The following is a 14112-nucleotide window of genomic DNA, read 5'->3' on the forward strand; positions in this document are numbered from 1 at the left end:
CCGTCAGGGCGTCCCCGTCACGCGCATTGACGATGCCGTGAGGATGGCCCACAAACCCTGCAAAACAAATCTGCAGAGGCCGCCATGAAATTCAACCGCATTGAAGATCTGGATATCGACGGAAAAGTCGTGCTGACCCGCGTCGACCTGAACGTGCCGATGGAAAACGGGACCGTCACCGACACCACCCGCATCGAGAAGATCGTGCCGACCGTCAAGGCTATCCAGGCCGCGGGCGGCAAGCCGGTGCTGCTGGCCCATTTCGACCGGCCGAAGGGACAGCGCGTCGAATCGATGTCGCTGAAACAGGTGGTGCCGGCGCTGGAAGCGGCGCTCGGCCAGAAGGTCACCTTTGTCGAGGAAGCCGTCGGCGGTCCGGCCAAGCGCGCGGTCGCGGCCATGGGGCCCGATGACGTGATCCTGCTGGAGAACACCCGCTTCTACGAGGGCGAGGAAAAGAACGACCCGACCTTCGCGGCCTCGCTGGCGGCGCTGGGACAGGCTTATGTCAACGACGCGTTTTCGGCCGCGCACCGTGCCCACGCCTCGACCGAAGGGATCGCGCGGCTGCTGCCTTCGGCGGCGGGCAAGCTGATGGAGGCGGAACTCGACGCGCTGAACGCCGCCCTCGGCGATCCGCAGCGCCCGGTCGTCGCCGTCGTGGGCGGGGCCAAGGTCTCGACCAAGCTGGAACTGCTGGGCAATCTGGTCGAGAAGGTCGATCACCTTGTGATCGGCGGCGGCATGGCCAACACCTTCATGCTTGCCAAGGGCGCGGTGATCGGCAAGTCGCTGGCCGAACCCGACATGACCGACACGGCGCTGGAAATCCTTGCCAAGGCCGAAAAGACCGGCTGCCAGATCCATCTGCCCATCGACGTGGTGGTTGCGCGCGAGTTCAAGGCCAACGCCGATTTCGAGATCCTGCCGGACGAGGAATGTGCACCTGACGTGATGATCCTCGATGCCGGCCCCGCCACCGTCGATGCCATCGTCGGCGTGTTCGAGGCGTGCCGCACGCTGCTCTGGAATGGCCCTCTGGGCGCCTTTGAGATCCCGCCATTCGACGCCGGCACCAATGCCGCAGCCCAGGCCGCAGCCCGGCTGACCCGCGAGGGCCGGCTGATATCGGTCGCGGGGGGCGGCGACACGGTCGCGGCGCTGAACAAGGCGGGCGTGGCCGACGATTTCACCTTCATTTCCACCGCGGGCGGCGCCTTCCTGGAATGGATGGAAGGCAAGGACCTGCCGGGGGTCGCAGCGCTTGTGGACGCGCGCCGCTGATCCCATCTGGGGGCCAGACGCCCCGGAAGGAGAAACCATGGACGGCACTATCGAAACAGCCGAAACGCTGATCGCGCGCATGGGCGAAGCCGCCCGCGCGGCCGCGGCGGAACTGGCCTTTGCCAGCGCCGAACGCAAGCACGCGGCGCTGATCGCGGCGGCCGATGCGGTATCCGCGCGCGAGGACGAGATCCTTGCCGCCAATGCCGAGGATCTGGCCTATGCCGCCGAAAAGGGTCTGTCGCCGGCGATGGTCGACCGGCTGACGTTGACGCCCGCACGCCTGCGCGGGATCGTCGACAGCCTGCGCATGATCGCCGAACAGCCCGACCCGGTCGGCAGGGTGCTGACCGAATGGGACCGTCCGAACGGCCTGCATATCCAGCGCGTCGCCACCCCGCTGGGGGTCCTGGGCGTCATCTATGAAAGCCGCCCGAATGTCACCGCCGATGCGGGCGCCCTGGCGCTGAAATCGGGCAATGCGGTGATCCTGCGCGGCGGCACCGATTCCATCCATTCCTCGGCCGCGATCCATGCCTGCATGGTGGCCGGCCTGCGCGCCGCGAACCTGCCCGAGGCGGCGATCCAGATCGTGCCCATCCGCGACCGCGAGGCTGTGGCCGCGATGCTGCGGGCACAGGGGCTGATCGACGTGATCATCCCGCGCGGGGGCAAGGGCCTCGTTGGTCTGGTGCAACGCGAGGCGCGGGTGCCGGTCTTCGCTCATCTGGAAGGCATCTGCCATGTCTATGCCGATGGCGATGCCGACCTGGACAAGGCGCGCCGGGTGGTGCTGAACGCCAAGACCCGGCGCACCGGGGTGTGCGGGGCGGCGGAATGCCTGCTGATCGACCGGGCGTTTTATGACAGGCACGGCGAGGTGCTGATCCGCGACCTGCTCGATGCGGGCGTCGAGGTCCGGGCCGAGGGCGAACTGGCCCTCATCCCCGGCACCACCCCCGCCCGGCCGGAGGATTTCGGCCATGAATTCCTCGACAGCATCATCTCCGCGCGGCTGGTCGATGGCGTGGACGGGGCGATCGCGCATATCCGCCAGAATGGCTCAGGTCATACCGAGTCGATCCTGACGGAAAATGACGCCGCCGCCGCCCGCTTCTTCCAGCGCCTCGACAGCGCCATCCTGATGCGCAACGCCTCGACCCAGTTCGCCGACGGCGGCGAGTTCGGCATGGGCGCGGAAATCGGCATCGCCACCGGCAAGATGCATGCGCGCGGGCCGGTGGGCGCCGAGCAGTTGACCAGCTTCAAATATCTGGTCACCGGCGACGGCACCACCCGCCCCTGACGGCGGGGACGCGCGGGGCCGGATCAGAACCTGATCTCGGCCCCGGTCTCGGTCAGCGTCCAGCGGATGTTGCGCGCCAGTTCCATCGCGGCCAGTCCCAGCAGCGCGAAATGCACCTCCGAGGCGGCGGGTTCAGGCTGGTCGCCGCGCGGCCCGGTCAGCCACGCCCACAACGCCGGGTCGTGACGGGTGCGCTCAGCCTCGGCCGAAATGATCCAGTCGCGGCCCTCATGGCGGATGATGACGCGCGCGCCCCAGGGCATGGCGGTTTCCAGACACATCAGCGCCAGCATCACCAGCTTGACCTGGCCGCGCGCCTGATCCTCCGCCACCTCCAGCGTGATGCGCATCCGGCCGGCCTTTTCCACCTCGCCGATAAGGGTCGCGAATTCGGCCGGGCTGACCCGTTGGGTGCCCCCCGTCCCGCCGAAGGCGATGCGGAAGCAGGTGATGCGCGCGCGCGCCGCGCGCAAGGCATCCTCAATCAGCGACATTTCGGGGCTATCCTTCAACCCCGGCCAGTCGCCGGCCATCTGCAGCAGCTCAACCCCGTTGCCGATCGCACCCAGGGGCGAGATCAGGTCGTGACACAGTCGCGAGCCGACCAGTGACACGATGCGCGCCGCCAATTCAGCATCCGGGGCCGGAGGCGTTGCGGTTCGCGAACTCGTGGCGTATTCCGACATAATGAGACTTTCTGATGAATGAAATTCTGGAACCAGGAATGATCGTCCGCCACCCCGACGCCCCCGAATGGGGTCTGGGCCAGGTGCAATCGCGCATCGGCGACCGCATCACCGTGAACTTCGCCGAGGCCGGCAAACGCGTCATCGACAGCAGGCGCGTGGCGCTGGAACTGGTCGACATGAACACGGAATGAAGCGGACATTCCGGCAAGGTGGACACAACCCAGGGCTGTGTCAATCGGGCAATCCGCACAACCGGCGGCACGTCCCGCCAGCACGTCCTCCTGTTGCAATGCCGCCGCGTCTTTTCTAGACAGTTCTCGTCCCCAATCAGGAAGGTCCATGACCCCGGACAGTAATTTCTTCGACATCCGACTGGCCAAGGATGACACCGATCTGCGCGCCGCGCAGCGCCTGCGCTATCGCGTCTTTGTCGATGAACTGGGCGGCGACGGCCCGATGGTCGATCACGCGGCGCGGCTGGAACGTGACGAATTCGACCCGGTCGTCGATCATCTGCTGCTGGTCGACAATCGCCGTGACGCGGCGCAGCTGGACCACGTCGTGGGGGTTTACCGCCTGTTGCCGGGCGATCGCGCCGCCGAATTCGGGCGCTTCTATTGCGACGGTGAATACGATCTGTCGCGACTGAAGGCCTCGGGACGTCCGCTGCTGGAACTGGGGCGGTCCTGCGTGCTGCCCGATTATCGCGGCGGCGCCGGGCTGTTCCTGCTGTGGAACGGCCTGTCGGAATATGTGCTGCGGCGCGGCGTCGAAATTCTGTTCGGCGTGGCCTCGTTCCATGGCACCGACGCGGCCCCGCTGGCCCAACCGCTGAGCTGGCTGCACCACAACCACCTCGCGCCCGCGGATCTGCGCCCGGTGGCCCGCGCCGAAGGCTTCCAGCGCATGGACCTGCTCGGCAAGGATGAACTGGACCGCCGCGCGGCCATGCTGGGGATGCCGCCGCTGATCAAAGCCTATCTGCGACTTGGCGGCACCGTCGGCGAGGGCGCCTTTCTCGACCGGCCGTTCAACACCACCGATGTGCTGCTGATGATGGACACCGCCGCCATGTCGGCGCGGCATCGCGATTTCTATACCGCACGATGGCAGACGAACGGCTGAGCGCCCGTACCTGGCAGGGCAGCGCGCCGCCGAAGCTGGCGCGGCCGGGCATGATGGGCTGGCTGCGGGTGATCCGGCGCGGGGTCCCGGCGCTGTTGGTGCTGGCCATCGGCGTCCCGCTGCTCATGCTGCTGCGCCTGATCGAGCGCCCCCTCACCGGCCGCCGCCGTCCGTTGAGCGGGCCTTTCGTCCAGGGCGTCTGTCGCGCGGTTCTGTTCTGCATCGGGCTGGGCTGGCGGCGGATCGGCACACCGATGCGCGGCGCCGGCGCGGTGGTGGCGAACCATTCCAGCTGGCTGGATATCTTCACCATGAACGCCGCAATGCCGGTCTTTTTCGTATCCAAGGCCGAGGTCGCCGGCTGGCCCGGCATCAACATTCTGACCGGCGTGACCGACACCCATTTCGTCGCCCGCGATCCCCGGCTGGCCCGCGAACAGGCCGAGGAATTCGCCACCCGCACTCGTGCCGGTCACCGGTTGTTGTTCTTCCCCGAGGGCACCTCGACCGATGGCCGCCGCGTGCTGCCGTTCAAGCCGACGCTGTTTCAGGGCTTTCTGGCCCCCGAACTGCCCGAAGGGCTGGCCATTCAGCCGCTGACCGCCATCTATCACGCCCCGCCCGGCGCCGATCCGCGTTTTTACGGCTGGTGGGGCGAGATGGATCTGGGCCCGCATCTGCTGGCGGTTCTCGCCGCGCCGCGTCAGGGCCGGGTCGAGGTGGTTCTGCATCCGCCGATCCCCGTCGCGGGTCACGACCGCAAGTCGCTGTCGCGCGCCGCCGAGACCGCGATCCGCGCCGCCCTGCCCTTCAACGGCGAATGACCTTTAACTACCAAGCCCTGCCTACGGTCCGGGGCGGCGCAGATACGCCCTTGAAAGGGCCGCCGCCGCGGTCTAGGTGAAAGCCGACTGCCGAAAGGGACGCGCCAATGACCTATGTCGTCACCGACAATTGCATCATGTGCAAATACACCGATTGCGTCGAGGTCTGCCCCGTGGACTGCTTCTACGAGGGCGAGAACACGCTGGTGATCTCTCCTGACGAATGCATCGATTGCGGCGTGTGCGAACCCGAATGCCCGGCCGATGCCATCCGCCCGGATACCGAACCCGACATGGAGCCCTGGGTCGAGTTCAACCGGAAATATGCCGAACAATGGCCGGTCATCACCCGCAAGAAGGACCCGATGCCAGGCTATCAGGAGATGGATGGCGTCGCAGGCAAGCTGGAGAAGTATTTCAGCCCCAATCCCGGCGAGGGCGACTGAGCCGCTGATTCTGCGCCCTGTGCGCCGATGCCAGGGCAAACGGGCGTCACAAACCCTTGAAAAATGAGATGAACCGCCCCACCTATGCCGCGAAGAAGCGGCATGGAGAGGCGGCTTTTTTCGTCCCGAATTTTGTGATATAGTTCTGTTACAAACCGCCGGGCGAACGCCCTCTCCCGGTGTGGAACGAAAGGAAATCCATCGTCTGCCCGATGGAGTTATGCTTCAGAAAACCCGGCCTGCGGAAGGGGTGTCTCCCCGCCGTCAGGCCGTTTGTGCCGCTGAACCTCGCGCAGCAGCGGCGCCATATGGAAGGAATGTTGAATGTCCAAAGCCAAGAAATCCGAATTCCGCCCTGATGACTTCGTCGTCTATCCGGCCCATGGTGTGGGTAAGATCATGTCGATCGAAGAACAGGAAGTCGCCGGCATGAAGCTGGAAATGTTCGTGATTTCGTTCGAGAAGGACAAGATGACCCTGCGCGTGCCGACCGCACGCGCCACCGAGATCGGCATGCGCAGCCTGGCCAGCCCCGACCTGATCGAACAGGCGCTGGCGACTCTGAAGGGCAAGGCCCGCGTCAAACGTGCCATGTGGTCGCGCCGGGCACAGGAATACGAACAGAAGATCAACTCGGGCGACCTGCTGGCCATTGCCGAGGTCGTGCGCGACCTGCACCGCAGCGACGATCAGCGCGAGCAGTCCTATTCCGAGCGTCAGCTGTATGAGGCCGCCCTGGACCGCCTAACCCGCGAAGTTGCGGCGGTCGGCAGCCTGGACACCGCCGGCGCACAGAAGAAAGTCGACGACGTCCTGCTGGCCCGCGCCGCCTGACTTCCCACCTGTCCGATATGCATGGGGCCGCCTTTGGCGGCCCTTTCATTTTGACCTGGCGATCCGCATCCTGTCGGCGTGGGCTTTGCCGCGATTCCATTTCCCCGGACCGATGTGCAGGACAATCGTGCGGCCCCGCGCCCCGATCCCCTGATCGAACGGCGCCGATCTGGGCCGCAATGCGCCGCCCAAGCCGCGACGATGACGCTTCAGGGGTTCAGAAGATCTTCCGGTTCCGGCCCTCGATCCGGCACGATGGGGCCTGCAGCCGGGCCATGGGCAAAGCGGTCCATGAGCGCCGATTCCAGCTTCTGGTTGATCTCGACCGTGCGTGCGATATAGGCCTCGTTTTTCTCGATCGGGATATTGGGGTCCCAAAGCTCGGCCAGTTCGCGCAGGCTGGCGCGGTCAATCTTGTAGAAGATCGATTCAGCCTCATGCGCTTCATACTCAGAAAACCCTGCGTCTTCAAGAACATATCGCCCAGCCCTCAAGCTGGCGTCGAACAGTTCGCGGACAATGTGATCGGCACCGGCGGCGTAAAGCTGATAGACGGTGATGCGGTCGCGAGCGCGGGCGACGATCTTCAGATCGGGCCGCTGTTCGCGCGCATAGCGCACCAGTTGCACGTTGCTTTCGGGATTATCCAGCGCCGCAACCAGAATCTGCGCCTTGTCGAGCCCCGCCGCGGCCAGAATCTCGGGCCTGGTCGGATCACCGAAATAGCCCTTGAAGCCATAACGACGCATCAGCTGGATCAGCTTGAGATCATGATCCAGCACCGTGGTTTTCAGCCCGGAATGTGTCACCAGCCGGTTCACCACCTGCCCGAAGCGGCCGATGCCGGCGATGATGATGGGCTGCTGGTCTTCGATATGATCGGGGCGGTGGGGCTGTTCGGCGGCGGCCTCGGACAGGCGGCGGCTGATCTTGTCATTGGCGATGAACAGCAGCGGCGTAACCAGCATCGACAGCGCGATCACCAGCAGCAAGCCCTGCGCCGTGCGGTCGGCCAGCACATTCAGCGACACCGCGTAGGAGGTCAGCACGAAGCCGAACTCCCCCGCCTGCGCCAGCGACAGCGTGAACAGCGCCCGGTCGCGTGGGGCCATCTTCACGAAGCGCGCAATCGCATGCAGCACGCCAGCCTTGATGGCGATCAGAACCGCCGTCACCGCGATGACGATCATCGGCATTTCGGCGAACAGCGCAAAATCCATTCCCGCGCCGACGGTGATGAAGAACAGGCCGAGCAGCAGGCCCTTGAACGGCTCGATCTGGCTTTCCAGCTCGTGCTTGAACTCGGATCCGGCCAGCATCACGCCGGCAAGGAAGGTTCCGAGCGCCGGTGACAGGCCCACGAAACTCATCAGCGAGGCGATGCCGACGACGATGAACAGCGCCATGATCGTGTCCATCTCGCGCAGGCGGGCGCTGTGGACGAAGCGGAACAGGGGGCGGATGGCATAGTTGCCGATCAGGATCACGATGGCGATTGCGGCCAGCGTCACAAGTGCTGCCCCCCAGCCGGGAAGCCGCGCCATGAAGGCGCCTCCCAGCGAATCGTGGCCCGCGGTCACCTGAAGGGAGGAGACGGCCAGCAGCGGCATCAGCGCCAGCATCGGAATGACCGCGATGTCCTGCGTCAAAAGCACCGCGAAGGCGTCGCGGCCTCCGCGTGTCTGCATCAGCTTCTTTTCCGACAGCGTCTGCAACACGATCGCGGTCGAGCTGAGCGACAGGATCATCCCCAGTGCCAGCGCGACCTGCCAGGTCTGGTTCAGCGCCAGCGCGGCCAGAAAGATCAGCGCCACGGTGCCGACGATCTGCACCCCGCCCAGGCCCACCAGTCGCTTGCGCATCCCCCACAGGGCACGCGGCTCCAACTCCAGCCCGATGATGAACAGCATCATCACCACACCGAATTCGGCGAAATGCTGCAGGTCGGACATCTCGCGGCCCGACAGGCCCAGCACCGGGCCGATAATGATCCCTGCGATCAGATAGCCCAGCACCGATCCCAGCCCCAGACGGGTAGAGACCGGCACCGCCACGATCATCGTGGCCAGATACACCGTGGCGAGCAGCAGGAAATCGGACATCTCGGGTCAGCGCCCGTTCAGGATGGGCAGCGAATATTGCCTACCAGCCTTGACATATTGCAGGCCGCCATTGCCGATCTGGGTGATCTGGCCGCCATTGATCTTGTCGCCGAGACGGACGGTGACGATCTTGCCATTGCGAAGCCGGACCAGGCCGCGACTGGCCTTGCCAGCGCCCACTGTGCCAATCAATTGGGTGGCGTTCAGGTCGATCCCGCGATTGGTGGCGCTGCCCGCGACAGTGCTGTTGGTATGCCCGCTGGACGCCGAGGCGACTTCGGGTTCGTTATCGACCTCGGGCGGCCGGTAGCGCTGGTTCTGCCGCGCGGCGGCGGCGGCTTCGGCCTCGGCCTGCGCGCGGGCGCGGGCTTCGGCGGCAGCTTTGGCCTGTGCGGCAGCCTGGGCATCGGCGGCGGCGCGGTTGCGGGCGCGCTGTTCGGCCTGACGTTGCAGTTCCTCGTCCAGACGGCGGCGTTCCGCCAGGGCCGCGGCCTCGGCGGCGGCTTTTGACGCGCCATTCGCTTCGGGCATCGGCGCCAGCGTGCCTTCCTGCCCGCTGGGCGCGCCGCCGCTATCCGCCGGCGCGGACGCGGAATTGCCCCGGCGCAACGGCCGGGCCGAACTGCTGAGCGCGGTCAGCGCCACCCGTCCGGGCACCGCCGTGGACGCGCTTACCGCCGAGGCGATGGCCTCCTCGACGGCGGCGTTGGTGGCGGCCGTAAGGCCCGAGGTGCTGGCGGAGCCTGCGCCCAATCCTGCAGGGCGGCGATGCGGGCGGCCCGAACTGCCGAGGCCCGTTCCGCTTGCGGCCCGGCGCGGGGCGGCCTCGGCGGGGGCGGCGGTCGAGGCGCGCGCCGCCGGGCGATCCGGGGCGAGGGCCGCCGCCACCGCATCGTCGACGGCATCGCTGCGGGTGGGTTTCTTCGATGGCCGCGCCTGCGCGGTGCGGATCAACGGAAAGGCGGCCTCGGGGCGGGGCGCGACCCAGGGCTGATCCAGCCGGGCCAGCAGGGCGGCATGGCCGGCCTGGGTAAACATGGTCAAACGAACAGGCGCCGGCTGCAGATGCAGCGCGGCGCCCTGATTGCTGGATCCAGCCGGTTTCGGCGGTGGCCTGATGCCGGTTGGCTCGGGCTGGGCGCGGCGCTCATAGGGCTGGGGGCTGCGCGGAACGGTCGGACGCGTGTCCGGCGTGGCAGAAGCTCGCGCTGGTGTACTGCGCGAGGGTGCGGTCTTGGGCCGGGCCGAGCTGCGCAGCGTGCTGCTGTCGGGCGCGCCGGGGCTGACGCGGGGCGTGCTGCGCGCCGCTGTGTCCTGCTGGGCGCGCGCGGCGGGGCGCGCGGCCGGGCTGCGGCTGCTGGTCGTGCGCGCGTCGGGCGCAGTGCTGCGCGTGGGCTGGGCCGTCGGGGCGCTGGTGCGGGCCAGTCCCGCCGGGCGTGATTTCGGTCGGGCCGAGGCGGGAACGGCGGTGCGCGACGCCGCAGGCGCCGGGTTGGCCTGCACCGCCGGGTCCGAAGCCGCAGCGGTCGGCGCGGTTGATGTGGTTGGCGCGGACGCCGGGGGCTGGCGCAGCGTGTCGCTGGCGGCGGTGGTGGCCGCTTGCGGCGCCTCCTGGGGCGGGACGGCAGGCCGCGCGTCCTCGGGTGCCTGCGTGACGTTGCCCCGCACGGCGGCGGGCGATGTCGCTTGCGGCAGGGCCACTGGGGCGGCGCTCTGCGCCGGGGCGGCGGGGGCCAAGGCAGGCAATCCGGCGATATGCGGCATTTCTGGCGCGGCGCTATCCGGCATGTCGGCCACCGGGGTGCCGGGACCGCTGGCGGTTTGCGCGGGCGCGGCTGTCACGGCCTGTGCCGGCACGGTCTGCGTGGCCGGCGCCTGAACGGATGGGGTCGCGGTCGCCGCCTGGGTCTGACTGGGTGCTTCGATCTGGACGGCCTGCGGCGCGGGCGCCGGGGCTGGATCGCGGTTCGAGATGGCGGCAACGATCCCCAGACCCAGCACCAGCAGCCCCACCATCGGGAGCGCCCCCGACAGACCGGACCGCCGGCCGGGCGCGGACGGCTCGCTGCGCGCGGGCGCCGTCAACGGCGGGCGCAATTCGCGCGCCGCATGGGCGCGCTCGTGAAAGGCCCGCGCACGCTCGGGCAGCACTTTCGCCGGGCGTGCCACCGGGGCCTCGGCCGCGGGGGCCTCGGGGGGGGTTGCCTGTGCGGTGACGGGCGCCACGGCGGGTTTCGGCGCGGGTGCGTCATCCGGCAGCACGATCGAGCCGAGATTGACCGAGGCCACGCCTTCCGCCAGCGGCGCCGGCGCGCGAGGCAAGACAGGCGCGGGATCGGCGCCGGGCGCGACCGCCCCGTCTTTGCCGACATGCGGCGTGATTCGGCTGATGAGCGGAGCGGTCGGTGCGGCCACGGGCGCGGCGGAAGACGACGGCGGCTGCATGGCGGCATCGGCATTGGCGGCTGCCATTGCCTGCGCGGGGCCGGCGTCAGCCGCCTCCGGCGCGGGGGGTTCGGCGGCCAGTTCCTCGGCACTGGCCAGATCGGCGGCCAGTTCGGCAGCGCGTGCCCATTCGGCGGCAAGCTCGGTCGCGCCGAAATCAGGTGCATGGGGGAATTGGCCCGGCAACGGCGCGGCCACGAAACGATCCGGCGCGAAGCCGTGGCGCACGGCGAAATCCTCGGCCTCCTGCAGGGTCTGGCGCGCCACCGCCGCCACCCTGACATCATTTCCGGGCAGCGCATCGGCGGGCGCAAAGTCGAAGGCCAGATCCTCGACCCGATAGGGGGTCAGACCGTCAAGCGCATTGCGCAGCGCGGCATCGGTGCCGCCGGAGACCCGCGGCAGGGTCAGGTCCGTATAGAGGATCTGGTCCTCGGGGATCACCAGCGCCAGTCCCGGCGCATGGGCCGCGCGCAGGGTCTGCACGAACTCCCCCAGCGCGCCGCGAAGATCGCCGTTGAATTCGGCCCGGCGCAACTCTGTCCATGCGCCATCCTGACGGCGCAGAAGCTGCACGCCGTCCGGCTGAAAGCCAAGCGCAAATTCCATGGCCGGGGCAATCGCCCCGCGTATCGTCTGCTCGTTCATATGCTGTGCCTTGTCCGGCCGGCGTTGTTTTTTTCTGAATAACCTGAACGGCGGCGCATGGGAAGAACGCGCGCGTTTGTGAATGAACAAAACCCCCGAGCGGCGCGTTGCCGCCGGACAGTTAACACGGAGTTGCAGAATGTCAGATCGTCGAATTCGCCGCGTGCGCGCAATGTTGGCCGGAACGGTTGTCGCTGCCCTTCTGGCCAGCCCTGCCCTCGCCGCACCGGGCGGACACGGCGACAAGGGTATGGAGATGGGCATGGGCGGTTGCGGGCATCCGGGCGTTCTTAAGGTTGCGGGTCACGGCGAATCGCGCGTGGCCCCCGATCAGGTGATGATCTCGCTTGGGGTCACCACGCAGGCGCCCACGGCGGCGCAGGCGATGACCGACAATTCAACCCGGCAGCAGGCAGTGCTCGAGGTGTTGAAGAGCGCGGGCGTCGAAGGGGGGGATGTGCAGACCTCGGGGCTGACGCTGAACCCGATGATGAACTATCCCGAAAACGCACCCGCCACCGTGAGTGGCTACATGGCACAGAACATGCTGACCGTGCGCGTCACCGACATCGCCCGCGTGGGCGAGGTGCTGGACAGCATCGTCACCGCCGGCGCGAACGAGATGCAGGGCATCCGCTTCATTCGCGAGGATTCGCAGGCCACCGAGGATGAGGCGCTTGGCAAGGCGGTCGCCGACGCCACCCACCGCGCCGAGGTCATGGCCAAGGCCGCCGGGCTGGAACTGGGACCGATCATCCGCATGGGCGAGCCAGAACAACGCATCCCCGGCCCCGAGCCGGTGATGATGCGCGCCATGACCGCCGATGCCGCAGCACAAAGCGTCCCCGTCGAGGGTGGCGAAGTGGCCTTCACTGCCGATGTCGAGGTGACCTATGCTTTGATAGGCGGCGAAGCCTGCCCCATGCCGATGCCGAGCCGGACGGATGCCCCAGCCCCGGGCGCACCCGCCCCCGACGGCGAGACGGCCCCGGCGAACTGAGACTTCTCCGCCGCCGCCTGTCGGGCGCGCGGCGGAATTGCGATGCGCGCCCCGGGGCGTGCAAGGGAAGACCCGGCCGGTGCATCCTCCCGGCCGGGTCTTTTCGGTTCATGCCTCAGTCCGAGGCAGCCGCCAGCGCCTGATCCAGATCGGCGATCAGATCGTCGGCATCCTCGATCCCGATGGACAGGCGCACCACGTCGGGGCCTGCACCCGCCGCGATCTTCTGGGCATCGGTCAACTGGCTGTGGGTAGTCGAGGCCGAATGGATCGCCAGCGATCGCGCATCGCCCAGATTGGCGACATGGCTGAACAGCTTCAGATTGTCGACCAGTTTCACCGCCGCGTCATAGCCGCCCGTCAGTGAAAAGGTGAACAGCGCCCCAGCCCCCTTCGGATAGACACGGGCCGCCACCTCCGCGCGTGGCGAGGACGCCAGCCCGCCATAGCTGACCGAACTCACGCGGGGATCCGTCTCCAGCCATTCCGCGATCTTCTGCGCGTTGGCGACATGCTTCGGCATCCGCAGGCCGAGGGTCTCGATCCCCAGCAGCGTGTAATGCGCGCCCTGCGGGTTCATGGTCATGCCCAGATCGCGCAGCCCGATGGCGATGCCGTGAAAGGTGAAGGCCATGGGGCCAAGCGCCTCTTGGAATTTCAGCCCGTGATAGGCGGGCTCGGGCTCCGACAGGGATGGGAACCTGCCGCTGGCCGACCAGTCGAACCTGCCGCTGTCCACGACCGCGCCGCCAGTCACGGTGCCGTTGCCGGTCATGTATTTGGTCAGGCTGTGGACGACCAGCGTCGCCCCCATCTCGATCGGGCGGCACAGATAGGGGGTGGCCAGCGTGTTGTCGACGATCAGCGGAAGACCCGCTGCATCGGCGATGGCCGCAATGGCCGGAATATCGGTCAGATAGCCGCCGGGATTCGAGATCGACTCGCAGAAGATCGCCTGCGTATTGTCGTCGATGGCGCCCCGCACGGCCTCCAGATCATCCAGATCGACGAATTTGGCCGACCAGCCGAAGCGCTTGATGGTCTGGCTGAACTGGGTGACCGTGCCGCCGTAAAGCCGCGTGGAGACCACGATATTCTTTCCCGGCGCCATCAGCGGGAACAGCGCCATGATCTGCGCCGCATGACCGGATGAGCAGCATACCGCCCCCGCACCGCCTTCCAGATCCGCGACGCGCGCCTGCAGGGCGCTGATGGTCGGATTGGTCAGGCGCGAATAGATATAGCCGACCTCCTGCAAGCCAAACAGCCGGGCCGCCTGATCGGCGTCGCGAAAGACATAGGCGGTGGTCTGGTAGATCGGCACCTGCCGCGCCCCGGTCGCAGGATCGGGCGCGCTGCCGGCGTGAACGGCGCGGGTGTCAAAGCCTAAGGTCTCGGTCATGGTGGTT

12 protein-coding genes are annotated in these 14112 nt (G+C 67.5%); 8 read left to right on the top strand and 4 right to left on the bottom strand.

The features are described 5' to 3' along the window. Positions 1–84: 84 nt before the first annotated feature. Both pgk and H1S04_RS04005 read left to right on the top strand, forming a co-directional pair. On the top strand, positions 85–1284 hold the full coding sequence (gene pgk, locus H1S04_RS04000; RefSeq protein WP_181744241.1) for a phosphoglycerate kinase: 1200 nt from the start codon (positions 85–87) through the stop codon (positions 1282–1284). A gap of 37 nt (positions 1285–1321) precedes the next feature. Beyond that, entirely contained in the window at positions 1322–2590 is a 1269-nt protein-coding gene (locus H1S04_RS04005) for a glutamate-5-semialdehyde dehydrogenase (protein ID WP_181744242.1), read from the top strand. Between the two features lie 23 nt (positions 2591–2613). On the opposite strand, the gene H1S04_RS04010 is transcribed toward H1S04_RS04005, so the two are convergent. Further along, entirely contained in the window at positions 2614–3219 is a 606-nt protein-coding gene (locus H1S04_RS04010; protein WP_255435444.1) for a histidine phosphotransferase family protein, read from the bottom strand. A gap of 71 nt (positions 3220–3290) precedes the next feature. Between H1S04_RS04010 and H1S04_RS04015 the strand changes: the two genes are divergently transcribed. The 5 genes from H1S04_RS04015 (at position 3291) to H1S04_RS04035 (ending at position 6508) form a co-directional block, all read left to right on the top strand. Then, positions 3291–3470 (top strand): DUF3553 domain-containing protein, encoded by a 180-nt coding sequence (locus H1S04_RS04015; RefSeq protein ID WP_181744244.1) that lies wholly within the window; start codon positions 3291–3293, stop codon positions 3468–3470. 148 nt (positions 3471–3618) lie between these two features. Next, positions 3619–4404 carry a GNAT family N-acetyltransferase gene (locus tag H1S04_RS04020; RefSeq protein WP_181744245.1) on the top strand — a complete coding sequence of 262 codons (786 nt, stop codon included), beginning with the start codon at positions 3619–3621 and terminating at the stop codon, positions 4402–4404. Further along, entirely contained in the window at positions 4386–5228 is an 843-nt protein-coding gene (locus H1S04_RS04025) for a 1-acyl-sn-glycerol-3-phosphate acyltransferase (protein ID WP_181744246.1), read from the top strand. Before H1S04_RS04020 ends, H1S04_RS04025 begins: the two co-directional genes overlap by 19 nt. A 107-nt stretch (positions 5229–5335) precedes the next feature. Next, positions 5336–5674, top strand: coding sequence for a ferredoxin FdxA (gene fdxA, locus H1S04_RS04030; RefSeq protein ID WP_181744247.1), 339 nt, complete (start codon positions 5336–5338; stop codon positions 5672–5674). Positions 5675–5998: 324 nt separating this feature from the next. Then, on the top strand, positions 5999–6508 hold the full coding sequence (locus H1S04_RS04035) for a CarD family transcriptional regulator (RefSeq protein WP_181744248.1): 510 nt from the start codon (positions 5999–6001) through the stop codon (positions 6506–6508). Between the two features lie 209 nt (positions 6509–6717). On the opposite strand, the gene H1S04_RS04040 is transcribed toward H1S04_RS04035, so the two are convergent. Both H1S04_RS04040 and H1S04_RS04045 read right to left on the bottom strand, forming a co-directional pair. Then, entirely contained in the window at positions 6718–8610 is a 1893-nt protein-coding gene (locus H1S04_RS04040; protein ID WP_181744249.1) for a monovalent cation:proton antiporter-2 (CPA2) family protein, read from the bottom strand. 6 nt (positions 8611–8616) lie between these two features. Then, positions 8617–11703, bottom strand: a complete 3087-nt coding sequence (locus H1S04_RS04045) for a hypothetical protein (RefSeq protein WP_181744250.1) — start codon at positions 11701–11703, stop codon at positions 8617–8619. Positions 11704–11878: 175 nt separating this feature from the next. Here H1S04_RS04045 and H1S04_RS04050 point away from each other — a divergent pair, with 175 nt between their 5' ends. Continuing rightward, on the top strand, positions 11879–12703 hold the full coding sequence (locus H1S04_RS04050) for an SIMPL domain-containing protein (protein ID WP_181744251.1): 825 nt from the start codon (positions 11879–11881) through the stop codon (positions 12701–12703). Positions 12704–12818: 115 nt separating this feature from the next. On the opposite strand, the gene H1S04_RS04055 is transcribed toward H1S04_RS04050, so the two are convergent. Continuing rightward, complete coding sequence (locus tag H1S04_RS04055) at positions 12819–14105, bottom strand: O-acetylhomoserine aminocarboxypropyltransferase/cysteine synthase family protein (protein WP_181744252.1); 1287 nt, start codon at positions 14103–14105, stop codon at positions 12819–12821. Positions 14106–14112 lie beyond the last annotated feature (7 nt).

It is taken from the genome of Paracoccus sp. S1E-3, assembly GCF_013868135.1.
GTDB lineage: Bacteria > Pseudomonadota > Alphaproteobacteria > Rhodobacterales > Rhodobacteraceae > Paracoccus.